Origin of the sequence: Bradyrhizobium sp. LA6.8 (genome assembly GCF_040547935.1) — a bacterium.
Lineage (GTDB): Bacteria > Pseudomonadota > Alphaproteobacteria > Rhizobiales > Xanthobacteraceae > Bradyrhizobium > Bradyrhizobium barranii.
Genome location: NZ_JBEPQQ010000001.1, coordinates 88,281 through 112,533 on the forward strand (window position 1 = coordinate 88,281; position 24,253 = coordinate 112,533).

Sequence of the window (24,253 nt, forward strand, 5' to 3'; positions counted from 1 at the left end):
CCCCAAAATCAGGCCAAAAATCAGGCCAAGCATCAAGCGAAGAACATGCGTGCGGCAGACGCCAGCGTCAGCAGCGTGCCGACGCCGATGAAGATCTTGCCGATTAGCGAGCTCTGGTCCCAGGCCGAACTGTGGCTGCTCGCCATCACCGGCGCCGGCCGCGCGTCGGTTGCGGCGATCACCGCCTTCTGTGCCGGCGGGTCCTGTTGGAGGGCGCGGTCGATGTCGTTGAGCTGATCGGGCGCCACCACCTGAGCCTCGTCATTCGGCGCGGTGGTATTATCGGCTGCAGCCTGGACGTTGTCGTTGGCGCGGCCGGTCAACGCGGAGGCTGCGGCAGCCGTCGGCGTATCGGCTGCGGCGATCTGCGCGTTGGCGTTGGCGACTGCCGGCGGCATCTGGCTCAAGGCCGGCACGTCGTTTTCGGCCTTCGCCGCGCCGTCCTTCTTGTCGGCCTTGTCGTCGGATTTCTGTGCCGTCTTGCCGCTGTCGCGGTGGCGCGATGCATGGCGCCGCTGCTTGCTCGGCTTGTCTGCGTCGGCCTGGTTGCTCGCGCTGTCCGATTTGCTGCTTGCGGCTGAACTCGGTGCCGCCTGTGCAGCGGCTCCGACCAGCACGAAAAGGCCGGCAAGAAGAATCAGTGCGGCGCGCCCGCTGGCTTTCATCATGTTGACGATCTCCCCAATTCCGCCTGTCCCGGGACCGAACAGAGCCCCTGGGGCGTGACCACAGCGGGGCAAAAAATGGGAATCTTCGGGCTATCCCGGGCAAAAGCGGGGCAAACCACCGCCTCGCAACCGGCCGCCGGATGCGGACGGGACCGATCGGTGTTATGAGCCGTCGCGGGTTTCGACGGCCGCATCGCGTGGCGAGGCACGGCGCAGATCACGAAGTCGTGATCTTTCTGGTGCCGGCGTAACAAACTGAAAGAGCTGCCGAATTGCATGGTGAGGGCGCGTGCGCGGACGTGAGGACGAGTGGACCGGCCTGATGCGGTCGGCCATGGCAGGGGATGATGCGGCGTATCATCGCCTGTTGAAGGCGGTCACGCCTGTGCTGCGCGCTGCCGCGAGGCGGGGTCTGGCGCGGGCCGGGCAGCCTCCCGACCAGGCCGAGGATATCGTGCAGGAGATTTTGTTGGCGGTGCATCTGAAGCGGCACACCTGGGACAGCGAAGCCCCCTTCGCCCCGTGGCTGTTTGCAATCGGGCGCAACAAGCTGATCGATGCGCTCCGCCGGCGGGGCCGGCGGGTCTTCGTCAACATCGACGATTTCGCCGAGACGCTGCCGGGCGAGGCACCGCAGGAGACGGCCTCGGCGGCCGAGGTCGCAACGCAACTCGACACGCTGCCGCAGCGCCAGCGCGACGTGCTGCAGTCGATCGCCGTCGACAGCGCTTCGATCAAGGACACGGCGTCAAAGTTTTCGATGAGCGAGGGTGCGGTGCGGGTCGCGCTGCATCGCGGACTTGCGGCGCTGACTGCCAAACTGCGGGACCACTAGTCATGGATACCGATCAACTCATTCGCTCGCTTGCGGCCGACAACGCCCATCGCGCGCCGCGCGTCGGCGCCGTGTTGACGATGGCGCTGCTGGTGGCGGCACCGTTCTCGATCCTGATCTTCGCCAGCTTCCTTGGCGTGCGGCCCGACGTGATGACCGCGATGCATAATCCGTTCTTCGACACGAAGTTCGCGGTCACGCTGTCGCTTGCGATCCCCGCGATCATCGTCAGCCTGCATCTGTCACGGCCCGAAGCCTTGATGCGCGGCTGGGGCTGGCTGCTGCTGCTTCCCGTCGGCCTGCTTGCGGTTGCGATCGGCGGCGAGACCATGATGGCCCCGGCGATGCCGATGACGATGCGGCTGGTGGGCAAGAACTCCCGGGTGTGCATGCTCGCGATCCCCGCGATGTCGCTGCCGCTGCTTGCGGGCGCGCTGTTCGGCCTGCGCCACGGCGCGCCGTCGCATCCTGCACTCGCCGGCGCGCTCGCCGGCCTGCTGTCGGCCGGCCTTGCCGCAACGCTCTACGCCTCGCACTGCACCGACGACTCGCCGCTGTTCGTCGCGACCTGGTACACGATCGCGACGGCGCTCGTGACCGCGATCGGCGCCTACGCGGGTTCGAAAGTCTTGCGCTACTAGCGGCGGCGGCCTCACGCCGCCGGCGTCGTGCCCTGCTGCATGCGGTGGAAGCGCAGCACCTGCTGCGCGGTCGATGAGCGCAGGGCCTCGTAGGCATCGCGCAGCGTCAGCATGTCGGTCTTCGAGCCGCCCGAGAGCTTTTCTCGCATGGCGATGATCGCGCGGACGCTCGACCATTGCATGCCCGCGACCTTGGCGAGGACCATCACGCCCTCGTTGCGGCTCTCGATCATCATGTTCTCGGCGGTCTCGACCGCGACGCCCGCGAGCGCCGCCAGCCCTGCATTGGTCTCGTCGAACTTGCCCTGCTCGGCGAAGCTGGTGACCTGAAACTCGTTGAGACGACCGTCCTCGTGCAGCGATCTCACCAGCGCGCGCGCCATTTCGGTCTGCCTGGTCATGGCGGCGGCGCGGACCCGCTGGGTCGCTTCCTGGACCACGCTGGACACTTCGTCTGCGAGTTCCGGATGCGCGGCCTCGAGCTTCCTGCGCACGCTCAGGGACGCCTTGGCGATCAGCTTCAGGTAGTGATGGCGCGGCAGGTCGGGCCGCAGGCCGATGCAGGTGGCGAGGTCATCGTCGCGTTCGGCGCGCGTGACGAGGTCGGTGAAACTTCCCTCGGAGAGCTGCGCGCCCGGATTGCTGACGGTCGATTGCACGACGTCTTCGTTGCCGCGCGCCACCAGCACGTCGGTCAGTGCTTCCGACAGCACCCGCCGCAGCGAGATCGCCTTGAGATGCGCCTGGCCCCTGGTGCGCGCGATCTCGATCAGGGTCGCCTCGTCCAGCCGTTCCGATTTCGAGAGCACGGGTCCGGAGACTTCGATCACCTCGTCGAGCGCGAGCGTGCGGATGATCTTGGGCGGCGCGGCGGCGATCGGCGCGAGACGGTTGGCGAGCAGCGTTCTCGCCGAGGCCTCGATCTGCTCGATCAGGCACTGGAACACGTCGTCGAACACCCTGATGTGCTCGTCGGAATAATCCACCGCATTGTTGATGAAGAGATCGGTGACGCGGCGCAGGGCCTCGACCCGGCGCGCGACGGTGCCGTGCGAGAGCGCGGTCTGCAATTCCTCAAGCAGGTTCTCGGATGGTTTGTCGGATTTCGATCTCATGGCCCTGTCCTGGAGCGTTCGGTCCGGCTGCGGCTTCTGCGCAGCCAGGAGAAAATGGATTAGTCAGCTCGTTGCAATTCGGTTGCGCCCTTGCGCCTTGGCGGAATAAAGCGCGCTGTCGGCGCGTGCGAGAAACGTGTCGGCAGTATCGTTGTCGCGCAGCGTCACGACGCCCGCGGAAATCGTCACCCGCATGCCGGGGGAAAATGCGCTCCAGTCGAGATCGGCGACGATGCCGCGCAGCCGCTCGAGCATGCGCCCCGCCGCGCCGCCGTCGGTGCCCGGCAGCAGCAGCAGAAATTCCTCGCCGCCATAGCGGCCGAAAAAGTCGGCCGGGCGGATATTCGCAAAAATGGTGATGGCGAAGGTGCGCAGCACCTCGTCGCCGACGGGGTGGCCGTGGGCGTCGTTGATGCGCTTGAACCAGTCGAGATCGATCAGCGCGATGGCGCAAGGTGCGGACGCCTGCTGCGACTTTTCGACCTCTGCATCGAGCAGCCGCATGATGCAGCGGCGGTTGTAGGAGCCGGTGAGCTCGTCGAGCTCGGCGAGCTCCTCGATGCGCTGATAGGCGGCTTTCAACTCGATGCTGCGCCGGTACAGGACCTTTCGCAGTGTGGCACCGAACAGGCCGAGGAAGGCGCACTGGCCGATCACCAGGACGAAGCACAGCATCGAGGCGGTCCGCTGGAGCTTCGTGGCGACTGGCATGCCGATCGGCAGGTCGGAGGCGAGGAAGACGGCCGCGAGGCAGGTCGTCGCGATCGCCCAGGTGAACATAGCCTGCGCCGAGGTCATGCGCAGCGTGCCGAAGGCGAAGATCAGGAACAGCACGCTGATGAAGGCGATGCCGAGGGTCGGCACCGACACCAGGAAGATGAACTGCAGCGCCATGTGCGCCGAGATCTGGAAGACGGTGAGATAGTGGTCGCTGTGTCTGTCGCCGACGCCGGCTTCCGACATCACGACGAAGATGCCGATGATCATCAGGCCGCCGACCCAGAACAGCGACGGAACGTTCATCGGGACGACGCCGTCATGGGCATAGATCAGCAGCACGAAGGCGCCGAGCGAGTAGCTTGCGACCTGGCCGACATACATCTGCCGGCGTTGCCGGACCCGGCGTGCTCGTACCTCGGGCGCAGCCGCGTCGGGCATGAGAACGAGATCCGCGACCTCAGCGGCATTCCTCTCCGGTAAGGTCGTCGCGGCCGTGCTCATTGTCCCGCCAAGGGTGAATGTCGCCCAAAAATCTACGCGGCAAGCCTTTAGGTTTGGTATCCTTCGAAATCGAATCCAAACGGTGCAGCGCGCAACAGGGTGACAGCGGCCGGCGGGGAAATTTGCCGGCGATTAGGCATCGTTGGCGACGGGGTCGAGCCAAAGCAGGGCTTGGTGAGACATACGTCGTGCAGGGCTGCTATGGTTCCATCATGTCGGGCCGTCCGCGCCGGACGGCATTGCGCAGGGAATGCTTCATTACTATGTTACCGTTATCGAGCGAGCCGGCCAACCGCCGCGGGTGGCAAAAGGAAAATTCGCGTATGTGGGGTAGATCACACAGACCCCCGTGTGACTGCGGTAGGCTGAAGAATTTCGCCCCGCCCGTCGAACCGTCCGCCGCGCCGACCCGACCAACTTTGCGAGACGGGCATTGAGCGTGACACAGGCGGCTTCGGACGAGGTCCTCATCGCCAGGATCGCTCAAGGTGACCGGCTCGCCATGCAGGTGCTGTACGGGCGGCACCATGTCAGGGTCTACAGGTTCGGGCTAAGGCTCGTGCGGGACGAGCAGGCGGCGGAAGACCTCATCAGCGAGGTGTTTCTCGACGTCTGGCGTCAAGCCGGCAAGTTCGAGGGTCGATCCGCCGTTTCCACCTGGCTGCTGGCAATCACCCGATTCAAGGCCCTGTCTGCGCTCCGGCGCAGGAAGGACGTTGGGTTGGACGACGAAGCTGCCAACGCGATCGAGGATTCGTCTGACGATCCGGAAATCGCGGTGCAGAAAAAGGATACCAGTGAAGCGTTGCGGGAGTGTCTGACGGGCCTCTCGCCGGACCATCGGGAAATCGTCGATCTCGTCTACTACCACGAGAAATCCGTGGAAGAGGTGGCCGAAATCGTTGGTATTCCGGAGAACACTGTAAAGACGCGCTTGTTCTATGCGCGCAAGAAACTGGCCGAACTGCTGAAGGCAGCCGGCGTTGAGCGAGGCTGGCCATGATGGCATTGAGCAAAAAGATGCTGGAGCAAGAGCCCAGTGAAATTGAACTGCTACTGCCCTGGCACGCCGCCGGTACGCTGAACGCGCGTGACGCTCGCCGCGTCGAGGAAGCGCTGGCGCGTGATCCGGCGCTTGCAAAGCAATATGCCGCGATCCGCGGCGAGTACGAAGAGACCATCCATCTGAACGAGAGCTTAGGGGCTCCGTCGGCGCGGGCGATGCAGAAGCTGTTCGCCGCGATCGATGCCGAGCCGGCGCGGCCGGTCGGTTCGCTGCCGCTCTCGGCGCGCATCGCGACCTTCTTCTCGAGCCTGTCGCCGCGTACGCTGGCCTGGTCGGCGAGCCTGGGTGCCATCGCGCTGCTGCTCCAGGCCGGCATCATCGGCGCCGTGCTGATGAAGACCCAGCCCGCGACCTTCGAGACCGCTTCGCTGTCGGTCGGCGCGCCGATCACGCGTGAGCTTGGAGCTCCACCTGCGCGCGCGCTGGTGCGCTTCACGCCCGAGGCGCGCGTCGCCGACATCACCGCGCTGCTCGACAGCTACCAGGCTTCGATCATCGGCGATGCCAAGGGCGGCATGTTCCGTCTCCAGTTCGACAAGGCGATGGGCCGGGACGAACTCGCCTCGCTGCTCGGCAGGATGTCGCGCGAGAAGTTCGTCAACCTCGCCGTCGCGGCGCCGTAAGGCGCCGCTGCACCGATGACGCGCAAGTCCGAGAGTAAGTCGCGAGCCGGGGCCTACGCTTCATCGGTCGGAGCTGCACTCCTGCTCGCCGCCGGTCTCGGCGTCGAGGTTGCGCAGGCGCAGGCGATCATGCGCACGCCGACGATCAGCGTCCCCACGCGCACCCCGACCATCTCTCCCAGCATCGCCGCGCGCGTCAGCCCCGGTGTTGGTGCGCGGGCTGTCGGCGTCGGCCCCGGCCCGCGTTCTATCCCTGCTATCCCGCGTACCACCACCACGGCGCGGATGCGACCGGTCCCAGTGCTGCCCTATGCGCGCTATTCGCCGAACCTATACCCCGCCTGCACGGCCCCCTATCGCGACGCCGACGGCGAATGCCTGGCGCAGCCGGGCGCAGGCGGCGATGGCGCGGGCAAATCGGGCAAGAAGAGCGCCGGCAAGGGGCGGGGCAACAGCACGCCGGCCGCCGTCGACTTGCGCACCTTCGCCAACGAATTCGTGGCCGAGATCGACGGCGCGCTGTCGGCGACCGAAGCCGACGAGCTTGCGCGTCGCCACGGCCTGACGCGTGTCTCATCCGAGAATTTCCCGCTGATCGGGGCGACGTTCGGCCTGTTCCGCATCACGGACGGCCGGCCTTCCGAGACGGTGCGGCGTGAGTTCGCCGCCGACGGCAGCGTGCGCTCGGTCCAGCCGAACTTCCGCTACGTGCTCCAGGATCAGAAATCGTCGGTGCCGACCGAGGGCGATCCCGCGCAATATGCGCTGGCCAGGCTGCGCCTGCCGCAAGCGCATACGCTGGCGCACGGCGCCAACGTGACGGTTGCCGTGATCGACTCCGGCATCGACGCCCAACATCCCGAACTCGCCCATTCCATCGCCGACAACTTTGATGCGCTCGGCAGCGCCGAGGGCCCGCATGTCCATGGCACCGGCATTGCCGGCGCCATCGTGGCGCATGCCAAGCTGATGGGCAGCGCGCCCGAGGCGCGCATCATCGCCATCCGCGCCTTTGGCGGCTCGACGGGCGGAGCCCAGAGCTCGTCCTACATCGTCATGCGCTCGCTGAATTACGCCGCCGAGCACGGCGCGCAGATCGTCAATATGAGCTTTGCCGGTCCGAAGGACGCCGTGATCGAGCGCGCCATCGCGGCGGCCGCTGCCCGCGGGCTGGTGCTGATCGCGGCCGCTGGCAATGCCGGCGCGAAATCGCCGCCGCTTTATCCGGCCGCCAATCCCAACGTGATCGCGGTCAGCGCGACCGACCAGCAGGACAAGCTGTTCTCGGCGTCCAACCGCGGCAATTACATCGCGCTGGCGGCGCCCGGCGTCGACATCTTCCTGCCCGCGCCGGACGGCAAGTACCAGATGACCTCGGGGACCTCGTTCTCGGCCGCCTATGTCTCGGGCGTCGCCGCGCTGCTGCTCGAGCGCAATTACACGCTCAAGCCGGAGGCGCTGCGCATGACGCTGGCGAAGACCGCGCGCGACCTCGGTTCACCCGGCCGTGATGATCTGTTCGGCGACGGTGAGGCCGACGCGTTTGCCGCGGTGATGGCCGTTCCCGTCGACAGCGCGACGCCTGTTGCGGCTGCGTCGGGTACAACAAAACGTGAAGATGCCGAGAAGCGTCGCGACGAGCCTGGCGTCCGCGCGATCGAACAACCCTCGCTGTCGAGCGCAGGCGATAAATCCACGATTTCTCAGGCGGATAGGCCGGCGACGCGATAGCGGCTGCGACAACTTTGCGCGCGGTGCGACGTCCAAGAAATCGAACGCCGCATTGAACGTTCAGCCGGCTGCCACGACCAAATTATGTGGGAGCGGTCATCCCTCCCCATAAGTCATATCAGGCGCGAGCGCCCATCCACCCCAAGCGCCCATATGGCTCGACCCGTCCGGTTGTCCCCCCGGACGGGTCTTTTCTTTTCAGGCGTCTGATTTCTTGAACCGCTCGGCGCGATCAGCTTCCGGTTGAGCGAACGTGGCGGCGCCCATTGTCGGCGTCCGCGAGTCGCCCCGCAGTCCGGTTATGCTTGTGCGAAGCTTGACTCGAAAACACAGCAATTCTCCGCACGACTACGGTGATTGACGGCGACCGGCGTGTCGTTGCTGGACAAGTCAAAACTTTTCCACAAAATATTCATGTCGCGTCTAAATTGATTCGTGTGCGTTGCGTCGCGTCCGTATTTTTCTCCCAACGGGCTGGTTTATGACACATCGCCAAGAGGCTGTTCGCGACGTGGCGCGTGGTCGCGACATTGCGGCACGCTGGTGCGCTCTCGCCGAGCAGCGGCTGGAACATCTCTCCGAAATGTTCGAGACCGGACGGTGGCGCCGCTATCACTCCGAGATCGCATTCCTCGAAAACATCCAGGAAGCCAAGCGCGCCGTCCAGACCTGGCGCGCGCTCGCGACCGGTAGTGACGTGGCCGCGGCGGCCGCGAGTGTCTCGCCCGTATTCGGCTGGTCGCCGGCGACCATGCCCCGCGTGTTTCCGCGCGACCAACAGGCACAGACCGTGCAGCCGAAGGCCGTCCATATCGCCGCAGAGACCGCCGTCCCGGTCAGGCTCGCGCCCAAGCCGGAGGTCCTTGCCGAAATCACCGAAGCCCCGCTCGCGCCGCGAGCGCCGCCTGCTACGGTGGCATTGTTCACTGCGCCTGCCGCTGTCGCGCCGCTCAAGGCTCCCGCTGCGCGGGCGCCGCTCACCGCACCCCCTGTGAGGTCGCCGGTCGCCGCGCCTGCCGCAATGGCGGCGTTCACCGCACCTGCCGTGAAGGCGCCCCCCGCCACGCCTGCTGCAATGGCAACGCTTCTGCCGCAGTTCGCCCCGCCCGCCGCCGAAATCGTCGCCGCACCCGAGCGCGTCGTCGAATTCACCTTCAGCCTTGACGGCCTGCAAGCGAAGTACCCGCTGCTGAGGAACGCGTTCTAGCGTTTGGGCGCCGGGATGAGGGCGGCAGCTACCGCCGCACCGCATTGCCGCCGACCATCAGCTGTGCGAAGCGCTGTGCGCCGTCGGCCGACAGATCCGACGTCACTGCACGGGCGTGATCGAGCCCAACCACGGCGCCGCGCGGGGTTTCCGAGATCATGTTGTTGTTGACGAGCGCGGTGCCTGCGCCGGACACCACGGAGACGCCGATGCCGGCCAGCGCCTTGCGGATCACATTGCCCGTGATCGCGACGTCGCGCAGATATTTGCCCCAGCCGGCGACGATGCCATAGGACGGCGCGTTCTCGATCACATTGCCGGTCACGGAGCTGTCAGCCTCGATGTAGATGCCGACACCGGCATCGTCGTCGGGGGCGGTGCCGATCGGCCGCTTCGGGATCAGATTGCGGATGATGTTGCCCTGGACCACCGCGATGCGACCGCCTTCGTTGAAATTGCAGACGGAGACGCCGACGGCCGCACCATCGACCGTGTTGTTGGCGATAACCGCGGCCTCGAACGCGAACTCCGAATAGAGCGCGACCTCGCGCACGTCGCTGACGCTGTTGCCTGATATGTGGATGTTCGACGCCGAATTGCCGCGCACCGCCGAGTAATCACAGTTCCTGATACGATTGCCGCGCACGATCACGTTGCCGGCGCGAAACGCGTTGATGGCGTTGCCGTACTGGCCCGAGCCGCCGGGACCGGCCTTGATGTCCTCGATGCGGTTATCGGTGACCAGCGTGCCGTCGTCGCCGATTGCGGTGCGCAGGATCTCGATGCCGTTATCGTTGGTGCCGATGATGGTGTTGCGCGAGACGCTGAGGCCTCTCGCGTCGAACGAAACCAACGCCGTCACCGCGATGTTGGTGAAGATGTTGCCGGAGATGTCGCCGGACACCTGCTCGAGCCAGATGCCGCTGCCGCCGGATCCGGTGATCTCGCAATCGGTGATGCGGACGTCACGCCCGCCGAGGACATGGATCAGTCCGCGCCGCGTCGGAAGCGGGATGTTGCCGCCGTCGAAGGTGATGCCGGTCAGGCCGATCGAGTCCGAGCCGTCGCTCTGGATCGCGGAAGCTCCGCCGGTGAAGACGAATTTTGTCGCGCCGCGCACGCCGATCAGCTGGGCGCCACTCGGCAACCGCAGCAATCCGCTGCGGTAGATGCCGGGTGGCAGCGCCAGCGGCATCTGTGCCCGCGCAGCGTCGTCGATGGCGCGCTGGAGCACGCGGGTCTGGTCCTCGCTGCTGCCGGGTCGCACGCCGTATTGCGTGGCATCGCGGCCGAGCAGGGACGTCAGCGGCGCCGCGCGCGCGGCGTCGGCCGGCATGGCGAGGGCGCCCGCGATGCCTGCGGTCGAAGCTCCGATGAGATGACGGCGATTGAGGTCCATGACGCATCCTTCGGCGGACGCGGGAGGTCCGCGACCGACTAGGTAGCGCAGGGTGGCTGGGGCGGTGAGGATTGTTCGCGGTAGGGTTAAATGTTTACCCAGAGCAAAGTGCCGTAGGGTGGGCAAAGCGTAGCGTGCCCACCATTGTTACACGAATGCGGATGTATGGTGGGCACGGCGCGACGCGCCTTTGCCCACCCTACGAAATCTGAGTGTTCCGCCTCTTCCTTGCCAGCCCCACCAGCTCCATCAGCATCGCTTCCCCCGCGTCCACCAGCTCCTCCAGCGTAATCCGGGCTGCGCCCTTGCGCCGCACCGCGCCGCTGCGCGCGAGCAGGGGAATGTGGATGAACGCCGCGAGCTGCGGTCCGCCCGCCCTCACATTCTCAATCGCGCGCCAGCTGAGATAATTGCAGAGATAGGCGCCGGCATCGCGCGAGGCGCGCGCGTCGATCCCGGTGAGGCGCGCGGCGCGCAGCAGTCTTGCCGTGTGCGGACCGAACGTCATCGCGTCCGCATGGCCGGCGATGCCGCGCTTGCTGGAGCGGGTGTTGGCGGCATCGGGCCAGAGCATGGTGACGGCATTGCGCGCGCGGGTCTCGATGCGGAGGTAAGGCGTGCGCGCGGCGAGGCCGAACATCAGCAGCGCATCCGGCTTCTCCTTCGCGAGCACATCAGGCAATTGCCGGTCGACCGCGGAATAGGTGACCGGGAAGATGTGGCTCGCGAGCGCGACATCGTCGAGCGCCGGACGGCGCAATTGCGCCAGCCGCGCGACCAGCGGCTGGGTCGGGTTATAGGGCGCGCCGGGAAACGGTCCGAAGCCGGTGAGGAGAATGCGGAGCTTTTCGCTCATTGCAGCAATTCCAAAATCTGCTCGGCGGCGAGTGCCGGCGTGAGATGGCCTTCGGCCACCTCGGCCTCGATCTTCCTGACCTTTGTCCGCACCGACGCCTCGCTGCGCAGCCGCGCCAGCATGCGCTGCTCCAGCATCGACCACATCCATTTCACCTGCTGCTCGCGCCGCCGTGCGGCGAAGTCGCCGGACGCGTTCATCGCCTTGCGGTGATCCAGAACCTTCTGCCAGAGTTTTGCGATGCCGTCGCCGGTCAGCGCCGAATAGGTCTCGACCGGCGGGTGCCAATGCTCGGACCGCGGCGCCAAAATATGCAGTGCGCCGCGATAGTCGGCGGCAGTGATGTTGGCGCGCTTGAGATTGTCGCCGTCGGCCTTGTTGATCGCGATCATGTCGGCGAGCTCGACCAGGCCCTTCTTGATGCCTTGCAGCTCGTCGCCGCTGCCCGGCAGCATCAGCGCGAGGAAGAAATCGGTCATGTCGCAGACTGCGGTCTCGGACTGGCCGATGCCGACGGTCTCGACCAGCACGACGTCGAAGCCGGCGGCCTCGCACAACAGCATGGCCTCGCGCGTCTTGGCGGCGACGCCGCCGAGCGTGCCTGACGATGGCGAGGGACGGATGAACGCGTCGTCGGAGGCCGACAGCCGCGCCATCCGCGTCTTGTCGCCAAGGATCGAGCCGCCGCTGCGCGCCGAGGACGGATCGACCGCGAGCACCGCGACCTTGTTGCCCTGTTCGATCAGGTACGTCCCGAGCACGTCGATGGTGGTGGACTTGCCGACGCCGGGCGAGCCGGTGATGCCGACGCGAACCGCCTTGCCGGTGTCGGGCAGCAGCATCTGCACCAACTCGCGCGCCAGCGCCTGATGGTCCCCGCGCCGGCTCTCCACCAGGGTGATCGCCCGGGCGAGCGCCGCGCGACTGCCGGCGCGCAAGTCGCGGGCGAGGGTCTTGATGTCCAGCGAGGCCTTCTTCTCAGTCATGCCCTGCTTTACAACGCCCCGCCGAGGCAGGCGAGGGCCGCTCGCCCGATATCACCGAGTCGTTGCCGCTGCCGTCTGCACCGGCTTCACCTTGCGCCAGACCCACACCAGCACCGGCCAGAGCAGCGCGCCGATCGCCATGGCGGCGAGGATCGCCGCGACGGGCCGCTCGAAGAACGGCAGGATACTGCCGTCGGACTTGATCAGCGAGGTCACGAAGGCCTGCTCGACCATGGTGCCCATGACGATGCCGAGCACCATCGCGGCCACCGGATAGCCGTTGGCCTCCATCACGTAGCCGATGATGCCGAAGGCGGCGACGGTGACGACGCCGAACATGTTGTTGCCGATCGCGAACGAGCCGACCGCACAGCACAGCATGATGATCGGCATGATGGCGGAGCGCGGCGCCAGCAGGATGTAGGCGGCGATCCGGATCATGGCGATGCCGAGCGGGATCATCAAAATGTTCGCGATGATGAACATCAGGTAGATCGCGTACATGCTCGACGCCTTCTCGGTGAACAGCGTCGGGCCGGGATTGAGGCCCTTCATGTAGAGCACACCGATCGCGATCGCGGCGATGGTGTCGCCGGGAATGCCGAACAGCAGCGAGGGCACCCAGCCCGAGGCGATGCTGGCATTGTTGCTCGCGCCGGCCTCGACCAGGCCCTCGACGTGGCCGGTGCCGAATTTCTCCGGCTCCTTCGAGAAGCGCTTCGACATCGCATAGGAGACCCAGGCGGCCATGTCGGCGCCGGCGCCGGGCAGCACGCCGATGATGATGCCGATGATGTTCCCGCGCGTCATCTGCCAGTGATACTTCTTGGTCAGCTTCCACTGGCCGGCCATGATGCTTCCGAATTTTCGTCGCGGCAGCGGCGGCGGCTCGGGCGTCAGCATCGCGCGCATCACCTGCGCCACCGCGAACACGCCGACCAGCGCCGGGATCGGCTCGATGCCGCCGAACAAATCGGTGATGCCGAAGGTGAAGCGCGGCACGCCGCCGGGATTCTCGATACCGATGCAGGACACCAGCAAGCCGAGGAACATGCCCGCGATCGCCTTCACCGGCGAGGAGCGCGCAACCAAAGTGGCGCACATCAGGCCGAGCAGCGCCAGCCAGAAATATTCGAAGGTCGAGAACGACAGCGCGATCTCGGCGAGCGGCGGCGCCAGGATCATCAGCGACAGCACACCGGCAATGCCGCCGACGGCGGAGAACCAGACGCCGGCCCCCAGCGCCAGCTCGGCCTGGCCCTTGCGCGTCATGGCGTAGGCCTCGTCGGCATAGGCGGCCGAGGCGGGGGTGCCGGGAATGCGCAGCAGCGCGCCGGGGATGTCGCCCGAGAAGATCGCCATCGAGGAGGCCGCGACGATGGTCGCGATTGCCGCGATCGGCGAGAGGTAGAAGGTGACGGGGACGAGCAGGGCTGTCGCCATCGTCGCCGACAGGCCCGGCAGCGAACCGATGACGAGGCCGTACACGGAGGCTGCGAACATCGCGATGATGACCTCCCAGGTGGAGATCAGCGCGAACGCTTCAATGAGGGTCTTGAGCATGGGATCACCAGGGCGTCGGCAACAGGCCAGCGGGGAGCGGCACGCGCAGCAGCTTGCCGAAGATGAGGTGGATGGCGAAGGGCGACAGCGCCGCGAGCGGCAGCGCCAGCTTCCACTTCGCCCCGAGCGCGGTCGAGGTGACGTAGACCATGATTGCCGCGGTGATGATGAAGCCGAGCCGGTCGGCGGCGGCGACGTAGAACAGCAGCAGCGCCGGCGGCAGCAGGGCGCGCAGGCCGTAGAGCTTGCTCTGCGGCGGCGGCGCAGCCGCCACCTGGCCGTCCTCGAGTGGGACCAGCTCTTCCTCCTCCTCGAAGGAATGGCCGATGCCGAACACGATCGCGAGCCCGCACAGCGCGAGCCCGACACCGATCACGAGCGGAAATACGTTGGGGCCGACCGGCTGCCCCGGCACCGGCGGCAGGATCCAGCCGCCATAGGCAGCCGCCGCGCCGAGCACGACGAGAAACGATCCCGTGACGGAGTCGGGAAGACGCATGACGAGAATCCTATGCGAGGTATTCTCCCTCTCCCTCTCCCCGCGCGCGGGGAGAGGGGTGGGGTGAGGGGGGCTCTCCGCGGGGAAGGTGAGAATTGGACTCGTGGAGAGTCCCCCTCACCCGGAATCCGCGCTTCGCGCGCATTCCGGCCTCTCCCCGCAAGCGGGGAGAGGCGATCAGAGCATCGCAGGTGCGGATCACGCCTTGCTCAGGCCGGCGGCCTTCATCGCCTCGCCCATCTGGGCGTCGCCGTTGTCCATGAAGCTCGCGAACTGACCGGCATCGCCCCACACCGTGCCGAAGCCGCGGTTGCTCATGAAGTCCTTGAACTCGGCGGAGTCGTAGACCTTCTTCAGCGCCGCGGTGAGCTTCGTTGCGATCTCAGGCGGCAGGTTCTTCGGCGCGCCGATGCCGCGCCAGGCGCCGGTCGCGTAGTCGATGCCCATCGCCTCCTTCAGCGTCGGCACGTCCTTGAAGATCGGGTTGCGCGCCGGGGCCATGATGGCAAGGCTCCTTGCCTTGCCCGCCTCGATGATGGCGCGCGCCTCCGGCACCGAGCACGTGGTGAGGTCGAGGCCGCCGGCGGCAAGATCCTGCATCGCGGGCGCAGCGCCATTCGACGGCACCCAGGCGACCTGGTTGGCGGGCAGGCCCATCGCCTGCATCCAGCCGACCAGCGCGAGATGCCAGATGCCGCCCTGGCCGGTGCCCGACGCCTTGAACTTGCCGGGAGGCGCCGCCTTGATGGCTTCGGCGAGCTCCTTCACCGTCTTGTAGGGCGAGGAGGAGGAGACCTGGATGCCGGGCGGGTCCTCGTTCATCAGCGCCAGCGGCGTGTAGCTCTTCGGCGTCAGCTCGGTGAGGCCCTGCCAGTGCATCATCGAGATTTCGACGGTGAGCATGCCGATCGTGTAGCCGTCCGGCTGCGCGGTCGCGATCGCGCTATGGCCGACCACGCCTGAACCGCCGGTGCGGTTGACCACGTTGAAGGGCTGGCCGAGATCCTTTTCCAGAAGGGCTGCGACAATGCGCGCAGTCGCGTCGGTGCCGCCACCGGCGCCCCAGGGCACGATCACGGTGACCGGCCGGGCCGGATACGCCTGTGCGCGCGCGGGTGTGAGACCGAATGCGGCGGATGCGGCAATCGCGGCGGAAGAGGCCGCAAAAGTGCGGCGCGAAATCTTGGACATCAATGCCTCCCAGCGGCGCCCGTGACACCGGGCGCTCTTGTCAATGAAGGCATTCTAGTCGGCTTTGCGGCGCCGCTGCAAGGTAGCGCTACCACAGCGCTGTGAGCAACGTGTCGCTGCTCAAAACATCATCACTGCGGCTCCTCGGCGTCGCCCTTCGGTCGCGCACCGCCGAAGATGCGCATGCCTTCCGCCGTGAGATAGGTCTTCAGCGCTTCCCACGGCACGAAGGCGATATATTCGCCCTCGGCGTAGGGGCCGACCGCGTAAGGCGGATAGTGGAAGGTGAGCCCGGAACTCTTGCCCGCTTCGGTTGAAGGCGCGAGCGTCACCGCGCCGATCTTGAGCAGGCTCGGCTCGACGCTCTTGAACCACTCGTCGGTCGCGGTCTCGCTGGTGTCGCGTTTCTTCTTCTCGACTCTCAGCGAAGCGATCACGGCCTTCACCATCGCCTTCATGGTCGCCCCGTTGTCGGCGGTCTCGGTGAAGAACGGGCGGATCGAGATGCGCTTGTGCTCGCTCTTGTCCCACAGGATCGTGTTCACGTCCGAGTTGGGATGCGCGCCATGAGTGTCCATGTAGTCGTTGCGCAGGACGCTGACATAGCGATCTGCAACAACGGAGCGGATCGCATATTTGCGCTCGAAATCCCAGCCGCCGTCCTTGAAGAACTGCGGATCTTCCTTGCGCGAGGCGGCGGCCTCGGCCGCGTTCTTCTCGAGCCACTTCCTGCCTTCGGCCAGGCAATCCGCCGCCAGCGTTGCATCCGCCTTGATCCTGTCGTCGAGGAAGACGCGGGCGTCGATGCTCTTGGTCTTGACAACGGCGTCGGGCTTGGGGTCCGCGGCGAGGGCGGAGATGACGCACGTTGCGCTAAGCGCCATGGCGACGCTCAAACCGATCATGAACTTCAAGGGGAGTGCTCCTTACGTGAGCGTCAGAATATTTCGAGGATATCGTCTGCGATCTGCTGCGCAGAGTGGGGGGAGGCGGAGCGCCGGACGGTCGCCTGCGCCTGCAAGCCGGTCGCATCCTCGATGATCTGCTCGACGTCGATCAGGTTGAGCAGCGAGAAAGAGGCCTCCGGTTCGACCTCGACCAGGACATCGATGTCGCTGTGCGGGTGATAATCGTCGCCGGCCCGCGCGCCCAGGATGGCGAGCTTGGACACGCCCTTGGCTTTGATGGCATCAGCGTTCTGGCGTATCGCAGCGATGACCTCATCACGTGTCATGGAGACAATCCGGCCGGTGATGCGGCCAGCGTACCATCTACTCCGCCGCCTCGCTATGCCCGAGCCGGGCATTCAGCTTGCGGATCAGCTCCTCGGCGGCTTCCGCGATCACCGTGCCAGGCGGGAAGATCGCCTCGGCCCCGGCGGCGTAAAGCGCGTCGTAATCCTGCGGCGGCACCACGCCGCCGATGATGATCATGATGTCGTCGCGGCCCTGTTTCTTCAGCGCGGCCTTGAGTTCAGGCACTGCGGTGAGATGGGCGGCGGCGAGCGAGGAGACGCCGAGGATGTGGACGTCGTTCTCGACCGCCTGCCGCGCAGCTTCGTCGGCAGTTGCAAACAGCGGCCCGATGTCGACGTCGAAGCCGATGTCGGCGAAGGCCGAGGCAATCACCTTCTGGCCGCGGTCGTGGCCGTCCTGGCCGATCTTGGCGACCAGGATGCGCGGCCGGCGGCCTTCCGCCTCCTCGAAGGCGTCGATCAGCGCCTGAACCTTCTCGACCTGGTTACCCATGCTGGACGCCTCCCGCTTGTAGACGCCGGTGATGGACTTGATCTCGGCGCGGTGCCGGCCGAACACCTTTTCCATCGCGTCCGAGATTTCGCCGACGGTCGCCTTCGCCCGTGCCGCGTCGATTGCGAGCGCGAGCAGATTGCCGTTGCCTTCGCCGGCCGAGCGCGTCAGCGCGGCAAGCGCCGCGTCGACGTCGGTCTGGTTGCGCTCGGATTTCAGCCGCGTCAGCTTGTCGATCTGGAGGCGGCGGACGTTGGTGTTGTCGACCTTGAGGATGTCGATGGGAGCCTCATCCGTCGGCTTGTACTTGTTGACGCCGATCACCGCCTGCTTGCCGGCATCGATCCGGGCTTGCGTCTTGGCCGAGGCCTCCTCGATGCGCAGCTTTGGCACGCCGGCCTCGATGGCCTTGGCCATGCCGCCAAGCTCCTCGACCTCCTGGATGTGGCCCCACGCCTTCGCGGCGAGATCGCGCGTCAGCCGCTCGACATAATACGAGCCGCCCCAGGGATCGATGATGCGGGTGGTGCCGCTCTCCTGCTGCAGGAAGAGCTGGGTGTTGCGGGCGATGCGCGCCGAGAAGTCGGTCGGCAAGGCGAGGGCCTCGTCGAGCGCGTTGGTGTGCAGCGACTGGGTGTGGCCTTGGGTGGCCGCCATCGCCTCCACCGTCGTGCGCATCACGTTGTTGAAGACGTCCTGCGCGGTCAGAGACCAGCCCGAGGTCTGACAATGCGTGCGCAGCGAGAGCGAGCGCGGGTCCTTCGGGTTAAAGGGCTTCAGCAGCTTCGCCCAGAGCAGGCGCGCGGCGCGCATCTTGGCGACTTCCATGAAGAAGTTCATGCCGATCGCCCAGAAGAACGACAGGCGCGGCGCGAAGCGGTCGACGTCGAGGCCGGCGGCAAGACCGGCACGCAGATATTCGACGCCGTCGGCCAGCGTATAGGCGAGCTCGAGATCCTGCGTCGCGCCGGCCTCCTGCATGTGATAGCCGGAGATCGAGATCGAATTGTACTTTGGCATCTTCGAGGAGGTGTAGGCGAAGATGTCCGAGATGATCCGCATCGAGGGCGCGGGCGGGTAGATGTAGGTGTTGCGCACCATGAACTCTTTCAGAATGTCGTTCTGAATCGTCCCTGAGAGCTTTTCTGGCGCCACGCCCTGTTCGCCTGCGGCCGCGACATAGAGCGCGAGGATCGGCAGCACCGCGCCGTTCATGGTCATGGACACGCTCATCTGGTCGAGCGGAATGCCTGCAAACAGCGTGCGCATGTCGTAGATGGAATCGATGGCAACGCCGGCCATGCCGACGTCGCCGCCGACGCGCGGATGATCTGAGTCATAGCCGCGATGGGTGGCGAGATCGAAGGCGACCGAAAGGCCTTTCTGTCCGGCCGCGAGATTGCGGCGGTAGAACGCGTTGGAATCCTCCGCCGTGGAGAAGCCGGCATATTGCCGGACAGTCCAGGGCTGGTTGACATACATGGTCGGGTAGGGGCCGCGCAGGTAAGGCGCGATGCCGGGATAGGTCTCGAGGAAATCGAGCCCGGCGAGATCGGCCTCGCCGTAAGCGGGCTTCACCAGAATGCCCTCGGGCGTCAGCCACGGCTCAGCATTGCCGGTCGGCGCGGCGGTAGCGATGCGCTCGAAGGCGACGTCGGCGAAATCAGGAATGCGGCTCATGGTTTCAACCATATCATTAGACGCTCAATCATGATCCGGATGTTGATGGCTGACGATGGTCGCCATCTTCTCCGGTCCGTAATTCTGTTGCGTGGTCTGGCTCGGCAAATTGGAGATTCCGACCACCCAGCCGAGGCGGGATTCAGTTCCGTATTGGCGCGTCGGCACCAACTGGTCGGGCCGGTCGAAGGCGCCGGTCATGATCTCGATCCGGTCGCCGTCGATGCGGCCAAAGCTCAGCGGCGTGCCGCAGGCGGCGCAATAGCCGCGATCAGCGATCGAGGAGGAGCGGAAGAACGCCGGCTGCCCCTTGCTCCAGGCGAAATCCGTCCGGTTGATGTCGGCGAAGGACGCGAACGGCGCGCCGCTCGCCTTCTGGCACATCCGGCAATGGCAGATCGAAACCCTGTTGGGGGTTGCCGAAATCGCAAAGCGCACCGCGCCGCATTGGCAGCCGCCGGTGAAAACTGGTTTGCCCGCCTCGCTCATGCCTGCTCCATCCGTCGGTAGGCGTCTTGCAGTGTCGCAAGCGCATCGCCTCCGGCGAAGACAAAACCCGTGACGCCGGCCGCACGGAGCGCCGCCTCGGCATCGGTCGGACGGCCTGCCAGATAGATATGTCGCGCGCCCGCCGTTTGCAGGGCCTTCGCCGCGGCGTCGGCGTGTTCCGGATAGACCTTGTCGCTGGAACAAAGACAGGCAAGCTCGGCGCCGGAGGCCTTGAACGCGGCGCCCAGTTTGGCCGGATCGGCAAAGCCCTCGCTGTCGATTGCCTGGATGCCGCCGGCCTCGAACAAGCTCTTGGCAAAGGTCGCCCGCGCCGTGAAATCGGCGGGCGTGCCGAGATTGGCCAGAAACACCTTTGGCCGCGCACCGCGCGCCTTCAGCGCCGCATCGGATTTGTCGCGCAACGCCTCGAACGGTTCCGCAAGCCGGATCGGCGGCAGCGCGTCGAACTTGTATTTCTGCTCGCCGTAAGGCGCGAGCGCGACCGGCGTTGCCGTCAGCACGGCCGTCTCGCGCTCATGCAGGTTGGGAAACTCGCTGGCGCCTGTCAGCACGTCGCGGCGCTTTGCGATGTTGGCGTCGCGCGCCTTTCGCGCGGCCGCGACCTTGCTCTGGAACAGACCTTGCTGAAGCGCGGCGAAGGCGCCGCCGGCTTTCTCGCTCTCCTGGAACAGCACCCAGGCGGCGTCGCAAAGCTGTGCGGTCAATGTCTCGATGCCGCCTGCGCCGGCGGCGGGATCGCTGACCTTGGCGAGGTTGCTTTCCTCCAGCAGCAGGGCTTGCGTGTTGCGCGCTACGCGCCGCGCGAACGGATCGGGCAGCCCGAGCGCCAGCGTATGCGGCAGCACGGTGATCGCATTGGCGCCGGCGAGCCCGGCCGCAAATGTCGCGATGGTCGCGCGCAGCATGTTCACGTAAGGATCGCGCTGCGTCAGCATGCGCCAGGCCGTATCGGCGGCAATGAACAGCGGCTTCGGCGTCAGCCCGCACGCCGTCTCGATGCGCGCCCACAGCAGCCGCAGCGCGCGGAATTTTGCCATGGTCAAAAACTGGTCGGCATCCGCAGAGAGCCGCGCATAGATCATTCCCTGCGCCTGCTCCAGCGGAACGCCGGCACCTTCGATCGCGCGCAGATAGGCGACGCCGCAGGCCAGCACGAACGCGAGCTCCTGCACCTCGGAGCCGCCGGCATCGTGGATCACGCGCCCGTCGGCGGATGCGAACGGTCCCGTGAAGCCGAGCGCGGCGAGCCCCTTGATGGCGCCGGTGACGGCCGGAACGATCTCGTCCCATGTGTAGGGGCTGTGACCCCACGCCGCGCCGGCCGCGAGCGGATCGAGCCCGAAGCGGATGTTGCAGGCGGAGGGATCAAGGCCGTTGCTCTTCACATATTCCGCGACATGGATCGCCGCCATCCGCGATTGCGGACCGATCTGGAGCTCGATGCCGATGCCGGCATCGAGATGAATATCCTTGAAGACCTTGGCGACCGCATCGGCCGAAGGTTCCAGCCCGAACCCGTGAGCGCCACTGCCGCCGGCGAACACCAGTGCGAGACCCGTCGCGCCATTTTCGAGATCGGTCAGCGCCTGCGCATTCGCGAGCGCCGCATCGGGATGGTCGATCCGCTGCATGATCTGCCACGGCGCGGCGGCAGGCCGTCCCACCACGGGCGCAACGCCCCTGGCGCGCGGATAGAGCGGGTCGATCTTGAGGCCGTCATAAGTCTTGCCGACCAGCTTCTCGAACGGCGCGCCCTTCAGCACGCCGTCGACCAGCTTGCGCCAGTCGTCGACGGTCGCCTTGGGAAAATCGGCCGCCAGCGGCAGGTCGTCAGTCACGGAGGTCATACGGCCAAGGGCTCCCAAAAATCTTGTTGTTCGTTCGCAGGCGAAATTGCCACGGCCGGCCGTCGCTGCAAACGGTTGTTTTTGGTTAACCGGTATCCGGAAGCCGCTCAATGCCTTGCGTCGAGACGCTGGCAAGCCCGTCACGCACACGTATGCCTGAGATCACGCGGTCGGGCGCGATTTCAGCCAGCGGCACCAGCACGAAGGCGCGCTCGAACAGGCGTGGATGCGGCAAGGTCAGGTCGGGCTTGTGTAGCGACACATCGTCATAGGCGATCATGTCGAGATCGAGCGTGCGCGGGCCCCATTGCCGCTCCTTGTTCCGTGTGCGGCCGAATTTCTGCTCGACCTTCTGCATCACGAACAGGAGCGCATGCGGATCGAGGCTGGTCTCGATCTCGACGCAGGCATTGATGAAGGGATCCTGGTTCTCGTCGCCCCAGGGCGGCGTCGCATAGTCCGAGGAGCGCGCGATCAGCGCGGCTTGCGCCATGCCGCAGATGTGCGAGATCGCCTTCCGGAACGTCGCGCGGACATCGCCGACATTGCCGCCGAGGGCGATGAGCACACTCGCCATCTCAGGGATGCCGCGAGCGCGTCAGCATGATGCCGACGTCGTCGAAGATCGCGGCGATCGGCGCATGCGGCTTGTGCACGGTGATCTTCACGGCGCGGATGCGCGGGAAATGCGACAGGATGGCATCGGCGACCGCGCCGGCCGCCCGCTCCAGCAGCTTGTAATTTGTATTCTTGAACGCCGCCGTCGTGGTCGCCACGACTTCGGCGTAGGACACCGTATCGGCGAGCCGGTCGCTACGCGACGGCTCCGACAAATCGGTATAGAGCTCGAGATCGATGACGAAGCGCTGGCCGACTTCGGTCTCGTGATCCATCACGCCGTGGCGGGCGTGGATCGACAGGCCGGTGACGAAGATCGTATCGGTCATTGCTTGCTCTCGATTGCGTTCGCGACCCGCAGGGCCTGCAAGGTCTCGGCGACGTCATGCGTGCGGATGATTTTGGCGCCGCGCTGTGCGGCGATCAGATGCGCGGCGATCGAGCCGGCGAGCCGTTCTTTCGGCTCCGAGGGCGACGCCGAGGCGATGAAGCGCTTGCGCGAAGCGCCGACCAGGACCGGCAGGCCGAACATGTCGAATTCGCGCAGCCGCGCCAGCGCAATCATGCTCTGCTCGGCCGTCTTGCCGAAGCCGATGCCGGGATCGAGCACGATTTTTTCGCGCGCAATGCCGGCCTTGGCGGCGATATCGAGCGAGCGCAGGAAGAACGCCTTCATGTCTGCGACGATGTCGATGGCGGAATCGACGGTCTCGCGGTTGTGCATGACGATGACGGGGACGCCGCGCGCGGCGATGAGCTGTGCCATGCCGGTGTCGCGCTGCAGGCCCCAGACGTCGTTGGCGATCGCAGCGCCCTGGTCGAGCGCAAAGGCCACGACTTCAGCCTTCATGCTGTCGATCGACACGGGCACGCCCAGCGCCACCACGCCTGACAACACCGGCTTCAGCCGCGCCAGCTCGTCCGCCGCCGTCACCGGCCGGGCGCCCGTGTAGGGCCGGGTGGACTCGGCGCCGATGTCGATGATGTCGACGCCGGCCTCGATCATCGCCCGCGCCCGCGCAAGCGCCAGCTCCGGCGCGATGAACTCGCCGCCATCGGAGAAGGAATCCGGGGTGACGTTGAGCACGCCCATCACTGCCGGAATCGGCCGCTCCAGCAGCGTCCGCAGCACGTCGGGCCCGGCCGAGCCGGCCGGCCGGACGGATGGGGAGGGCGAGGCATTCATGCGGCCCGCTTTAGCGGTCGGGGAGGGGGGATTCAAGGTGGGAGGTGGCGAATGTCGATGTGTTCGCGGAGCATCGATCGCCTCCACTGTCATTGCCCGCGAAAGCGGGCAATCCAGTACTCCGAGGCCGTGCGGTGATACGGAGGAGCCGCAGCGTACTGGATACCCCGCCTTCGCGGGGTATGACACCGAGAGCTAACGCGGCAGGTCGTATGCCGAGGGAGATGCCCTAATACGTAATCTTCGGCGGCAGCTTCTTCGCCTTGGCGATGATGTCGCCGACCGATTTTTCCGAGGGCAGGATGCGGACGAGCTTCTTCTTCACGTTGGCTTCCCGCATGCTCTGGGCGAGCCGTGCCGGATTCCGATAAGCGAGCTCGCGCACGGTGGTGACGCCGGCGGCGCGGACGAGGCCGACCTTGGCCCGGCCCATCCCGGGAATGCGCATGTAGTCGGAGACGTTGGCCCATTCCAGCAACTGCTGCTCGCTGATGCCGGTCTTGGCGGCGAGCGCCTTGCGACCCTTCACGGTTGAGGCCGCCTCGAGCAGCGCGTCGGTCGTGCGGATTCCTTGCGCCTTCAATTTGTTGGCGGCAAAGGCTGGCAGGCCCTCAATCTCGGAGATCGGATATGTCATGATACTCGATATGAAAAGCGTCGCTCAGGCGAACTGGCTGAGGCCCGGCGTCCCCGCGATGATCTTGCCCATCTGATCCGCTCCGATTTTGTCTCGGCCGTAGCGGAAAAGTTCACGGGCAACGTTCTGAATCTCGGACATGCCAAGTCCCAGGCCCATCAGGCGCGTGCCGACGGCCATCAGGCCGCCGCCCATCAGCCGCGACAGTCCGCCGCCGCTCCTGGACGCTTCTATCGCCGCTTCTGCACCGGGAATCTGATCGATCAGCGCTTCGACGTTCTCGGAAGGACCTTCGCTGCGGAGGAAGCCCAGGATAATGCCGACGGTCTTTTCAGCCACAGCACCATCTATGCTGGCGTTCGACGCCAGCCGCCCGATCAGCTCGTCCATAAGGCCCGCCCCTCAGCCGGTTTGCATGCCCGAGTA

Annotated in this window: 25 protein-coding genes; 6 read left to right on the plus strand and 19 right to left on the minus strand. The window is 66.1% G+C overall.

The window, feature by feature from the left end; genetic code table 11:
* Positions 1 to 32: 32 nt before the first annotated feature.
* Positions 33 to 668: a hypothetical protein gene (locus tag ABIA90_RS00360; protein ID WP_354116884.1), complete on the minus strand. Its 636-nt coding sequence runs from the start codon at positions 666 to 668 to the stop codon at positions 33 to 35.
* 289 nt (positions 669 to 957) lie between these two features.
* Between ABIA90_RS00360 and ABIA90_RS00365 the strand changes: the two genes are divergently transcribed.
* Positions 958 to 1,503, plus strand: coding sequence for a sigma-70 family RNA polymerase sigma factor (locus ABIA90_RS00365; protein WP_028146986.1), 546 nt, complete (start codon positions 958 to 960; stop codon positions 1,501 to 1,503).
* Between the two features lie 2 nt (positions 1,504 to 1,505).
* Positions 1,506 to 2,144, plus strand: a complete 639-nt coding sequence (locus ABIA90_RS00370) for an NrsF family protein (protein ID WP_085403865.1) — start codon at positions 1,506 to 1,508, stop codon at positions 2,142 to 2,144.
* Between the two features lie 11 nt (positions 2,145 to 2,155).
* Here the strand turns inward: ABIA90_RS00370 and ABIA90_RS00375 are convergent, their stop codons facing one another.
* Together ABIA90_RS00375 and ABIA90_RS00380 are read right to left on the minus strand one after the other, a co-directional pair.
* The gene (locus ABIA90_RS00375) at positions 2,156 to 3,259 is read right to left on the minus strand and encodes a DUF2336 domain-containing protein (RefSeq protein WP_354116885.1); all 1,104 of its coding nucleotides are present in this window, start codon (positions 3,257 to 3,259) and stop codon (positions 2,156 to 2,158) included.
* A gap of 63 nt (positions 3,260 to 3,322) precedes the next feature.
* Positions 3,323 to 4,480 (minus strand): GGDEF domain-containing protein, encoded by a 1,158-nt coding sequence (locus ABIA90_RS00380; protein WP_085403863.1) that lies wholly within the window; start codon positions 4,478 to 4,480, stop codon positions 3,323 to 3,325.
* Between the two features lie 433 nt (positions 4,481 to 4,913).
* Between ABIA90_RS00380 and ABIA90_RS00385 the strand changes: the two genes are divergently transcribed.
* From ABIA90_RS00385 to ABIA90_RS00400, 4 genes are all read left to right on the plus strand, one after another.
* Positions 4,914 to 5,483: a sigma-70 family RNA polymerase sigma factor gene (locus tag ABIA90_RS00385; protein ID WP_008140099.1), complete on the plus strand. Its 570-nt coding sequence runs from the start codon at positions 4,914 to 4,916 to the stop codon at positions 5,481 to 5,483.
* Positions 5,480 to 6,169, plus strand: a complete 690-nt coding sequence (locus tag ABIA90_RS00390) for a hypothetical protein (protein ID WP_063984606.1) — start codon at positions 5,480 to 5,482, stop codon at positions 6,167 to 6,169. The genes ABIA90_RS00385 and ABIA90_RS00390 overlap by 4 nt, the downstream gene beginning before the upstream one ends.
* Before the next feature lie 15 nt (positions 6,170 to 6,184).
* The gene (locus tag ABIA90_RS00395; RefSeq protein WP_354116886.1) at positions 6,185 to 7,900 is read left to right on the plus strand and encodes a S8 family serine peptidase; all 1,716 of its coding nucleotides are present in this window, start codon (positions 6,185 to 6,187) and stop codon (positions 7,898 to 7,900) included.
* 481 nt (positions 7,901 to 8,381) lie between these two features.
* Positions 8,382 to 9,107: a TIGR03809 family protein gene (locus ABIA90_RS00400; RefSeq protein ID WP_502916612.1), complete on the plus strand. Its 726-nt coding sequence runs from the start codon at positions 8,382 to 8,384 to the stop codon at positions 9,105 to 9,107.
* Positions 9,108 to 9,135: 28 nt separating this feature from the next.
* Here ABIA90_RS00400 and ABIA90_RS00405 read toward each other — a convergent pair whose 3' ends face one another.
* The 16 genes from ABIA90_RS00405 to ABIA90_RS00480 form a co-directional block, all read right to left on the minus strand.
* Entirely contained in the window at positions 9,136 to 10,506 is a 1,371-nt protein-coding gene (locus ABIA90_RS00405; protein WP_354116887.1) for a TIGR03808 family TAT-translocated repetitive protein, read from the minus strand.
* A gap of 199 nt (positions 10,507 to 10,705) precedes the next feature.
* The gene (locus tag ABIA90_RS00410) at positions 10,706 to 11,362 is read right to left on the minus strand and encodes a pyroglutamyl-peptidase I (protein ID WP_354116888.1); all 657 of its coding nucleotides are present in this window, start codon (positions 11,360 to 11,362) and stop codon (positions 10,706 to 10,708) included.
* On the minus strand, positions 11,359 to 12,348 hold the full coding sequence (meaB, locus tag ABIA90_RS00415; RefSeq protein WP_354116889.1) for a methylmalonyl Co-A mutase-associated GTPase MeaB: 990 nt from the start codon (positions 12,346 to 12,348) through the stop codon (positions 11,359 to 11,361). Before meaB ends, ABIA90_RS00410 begins: the two co-directional genes overlap by 4 nt.
* Before the next feature lie 51 nt (positions 12,349 to 12,399).
* Positions 12,400 to 13,911, minus strand: coding sequence for a tripartite tricarboxylate transporter permease (locus tag ABIA90_RS00420; protein ID WP_085403858.1), 1,512 nt, complete (start codon positions 13,909 to 13,911; stop codon positions 12,400 to 12,402).
* Between the two features lie 4 nt (positions 13,912 to 13,915).
* Positions 13,916 to 14,410: a tripartite tricarboxylate transporter TctB family protein gene (locus ABIA90_RS00425; protein ID WP_354116890.1), complete on the minus strand. Its 495-nt coding sequence runs from the start codon at positions 14,408 to 14,410 to the stop codon at positions 13,916 to 13,918.
* A 198-nt stretch (positions 14,411 to 14,608) separates the two neighbouring features.
* A complete protein-coding gene (locus tag ABIA90_RS00430; RefSeq protein ID WP_354116891.1) occupies positions 14,609 to 15,601 on the minus strand; it encodes a tripartite tricarboxylate transporter substrate binding protein in 993 nt (330 codons plus the stop codon).
* A 131-nt stretch (positions 15,602 to 15,732) separates the two neighbouring features.
* Positions 15,733 to 16,506: an RsiV family protein gene (locus ABIA90_RS00435; RefSeq protein ID WP_354117605.1), complete on the minus strand. Its 774-nt coding sequence runs from the start codon at positions 16,504 to 16,506 to the stop codon at positions 15,733 to 15,735.
* A 32-nt stretch (positions 16,507 to 16,538) separates the two neighbouring features.
* Entirely contained in the window at positions 16,539 to 16,835 is a 297-nt protein-coding gene (locus tag ABIA90_RS00440; protein WP_354116892.1) for a nucleotidyltransferase family protein, read from the minus strand.
* Between the two features lie 37 nt (positions 16,836 to 16,872).
* On the minus strand, positions 16,873 to 19,029 hold the full coding sequence (gene scpA / locus ABIA90_RS00445; protein ID WP_354116893.1) for a methylmalonyl-CoA mutase: 2,157 nt from the start codon (positions 19,027 to 19,029) through the stop codon (positions 16,873 to 16,875).
* A 24-nt stretch (positions 19,030 to 19,053) separates the two neighbouring features.
* A complete protein-coding gene (locus ABIA90_RS00450; RefSeq protein ID WP_063984598.1) occupies positions 19,054 to 19,518 on the minus strand; it encodes a GFA family protein in 465 nt (154 codons plus the stop codon).
* Complete coding sequence (locus ABIA90_RS00455) at positions 19,515 to 21,386, minus strand: methylmalonyl-CoA mutase family protein (protein ID WP_354116894.1); 1,872 nt, start codon at positions 21,384 to 21,386, stop codon at positions 19,515 to 19,517. Before ABIA90_RS00455 ends, ABIA90_RS00450 begins: the two co-directional genes overlap by 4 nt.
* Positions 21,387 to 21,471: 85 nt before the next feature.
* Positions 21,472 to 21,963, minus strand: a complete 492-nt coding sequence (folK, locus tag ABIA90_RS00460; RefSeq protein WP_354116895.1) for a 2-amino-4-hydroxy-6-hydroxymethyldihydropteridine diphosphokinase — start codon at positions 21,961 to 21,963, stop codon at positions 21,472 to 21,474.
* 1 nt (position 21,964) lies between these two features.
* Complete coding sequence (gene folB, locus ABIA90_RS00465; RefSeq protein ID WP_008553485.1) at positions 21,965 to 22,333, minus strand: dihydroneopterin aldolase; 369 nt, start codon at positions 22,331 to 22,333, stop codon at positions 21,965 to 21,967.
* On the minus strand, positions 22,330 to 23,190 hold the full coding sequence (folP, locus tag ABIA90_RS00470; RefSeq protein ID WP_354116896.1) for a dihydropteroate synthase: 861 nt from the start codon (positions 23,188 to 23,190) through the stop codon (positions 22,330 to 22,332). The genes folB and folP overlap by 4 nt, the downstream gene beginning before the upstream one ends.
* Before the next feature lie 229 nt (positions 23,191 to 23,419).
* A complete protein-coding gene (locus ABIA90_RS00475; RefSeq protein WP_071915663.1) occupies positions 23,420 to 23,827 on the minus strand; it encodes a DUF4332 domain-containing protein in 408 nt (135 codons plus the stop codon).
* Positions 23,828 to 23,851: 24 nt separating this feature from the next.
* Positions 23,852 to 24,217: a hypothetical protein gene (locus ABIA90_RS00480; protein ID WP_063984593.1), complete on the minus strand. Its 366-nt coding sequence runs from the start codon at positions 24,215 to 24,217 to the stop codon at positions 23,852 to 23,854.
* Between the last annotated feature and the right edge of the window lie 36 nt (positions 24,218 to 24,253).

Excerpts from the sequence above, each read along its gene's own strand:
- ABIA90_RS00360 (WP_354116884.1), bottom strand. The coding sequence starts at position 668 with ATGATGAAAGCCAGCGGGCGCGCCGCACTGATTCTTCTTGCCGGCCTT.
- ABIA90_RS00370 (WP_085403865.1), top strand. The coding sequence starts at position 1,506 with ATGGATACCGATCAACTCATTCGCTCGCTTGCGGCCGACAACGCCCAT.
- ABIA90_RS00375 (WP_354116885.1), bottom strand. The coding sequence starts at position 3,259 with ATGAGATCGAAATCCGACAAACCATCCGAGAACCTGCTTGAGGAATTG.
- ABIA90_RS00380 (WP_085403863.1), bottom strand. The coding sequence starts at position 4,480 with ATGAGCACGGCCGCGACGACCTTACCGGAGAGGAATGCCGCTGAGGTC.
- ABIA90_RS00390 (WP_063984606.1), top strand. The coding sequence starts at position 5,480 with ATGATGGCATTGAGCAAAAAGATGCTGGAGCAAGAGCCCAGTGAAATT.
- ABIA90_RS00395 (WP_354116886.1), top strand. The coding sequence starts at position 6,185 with ATGACGCGCAAGTCCGAGAGTAAGTCGCGAGCCGGGGCCTACGCTTCA.
- ABIA90_RS00400 (WP_502916612.1), top strand. The coding sequence starts at position 8,382 with ATGACACATCGCCAAGAGGCTGTTCGCGACGTGGCGCGTGGTCGCGAC.
- ABIA90_RS00405 (WP_354116887.1), bottom strand. The coding sequence starts at position 10,506 with ATGGACCTCAATCGCCGTCATCTCATCGGAGCTTCGACCGCAGGCATC.
- ABIA90_RS00410 (WP_354116888.1), bottom strand. The coding sequence starts at position 11,362 with ATGAGCGAAAAGCTCCGCATTCTCCTCACCGGCTTCGGACCGTTTCCC.
- meaB (WP_354116889.1), bottom strand. The coding sequence starts at position 12,348 with ATGACTGAGAAGAAGGCCTCGCTGGACATCAAGACCCTCGCCCGCGAC.
- ABIA90_RS00420 (WP_085403858.1), bottom strand. The coding sequence starts at position 13,911 with ATGCTCAAGACCCTCATTGAAGCGTTCGCGCTGATCTCCACCTGGGAG.
- ABIA90_RS00425 (WP_354116890.1), bottom strand. The coding sequence starts at position 14,410 with ATGCGTCTTCCCGACTCCGTCACGGGATCGTTTCTCGTCGTGCTCGGC.
- ABIA90_RS00430 (WP_354116891.1), bottom strand. The coding sequence starts at position 15,601 with ATGTCCAAGATTTCGCGCCGCACTTTTGCGGCCTCTTCCGCCGCGATT.
- ABIA90_RS00435 (WP_354117605.1), bottom strand. The coding sequence starts at position 16,506 with ATGATCGGTTTGAGCGTCGCCATGGCGCTTAGCGCAACGTGCGTCATC.
- ABIA90_RS00440 (WP_354116892.1), bottom strand. The coding sequence starts at position 16,835 with ATGACACGTGATGAGGTCATCGCTGCGATACGCCAGAACGCTGATGCC.
- scpA (WP_354116893.1), bottom strand. The coding sequence starts at position 19,029 with ATGAGCCGCATTCCTGATTTCGCCGACGTCGCCTTCGAGCGCATCGCT.
- ABIA90_RS00450 (WP_063984598.1), bottom strand. The coding sequence starts at position 19,518 with ATGAGCGAGGCGGGCAAACCAGTTTTCACCGGCGGCTGCCAATGCGGC.
- ABIA90_RS00455 (WP_354116894.1), bottom strand. The coding sequence starts at position 21,386 with ATGACCTCCGTGACTGACGACCTGCCGCTGGCGGCCGATTTTCCCAAG.
- folK (WP_354116895.1), bottom strand. The coding sequence starts at position 21,963 with ATGGCGAGTGTGCTCATCGCCCTCGGCGGCAATGTCGGCGATGTCCGC.
- folB (WP_008553485.1), bottom strand. The coding sequence starts at position 22,333 with ATGACCGATACGATCTTCGTCACCGGCCTGTCGATCCACGCCCGCCAC.
- folP (WP_354116896.1), bottom strand. The coding sequence starts at position 23,190 with ATGAATGCCTCGCCCTCCCCATCCGTCCGGCCGGCCGGCTCGGCCGGG.
- ABIA90_RS00475 (WP_071915663.1), bottom strand. The coding sequence starts at position 23,827 with ATGACATATCCGATCTCCGAGATTGAGGGCCTGCCAGCCTTTGCCGCC.
- ABIA90_RS00480 (WP_063984593.1), bottom strand. The coding sequence starts at position 24,217 with ATGGACGAGCTGATCGGGCGGCTGGCGTCGAACGCCAGCATAGATGGT.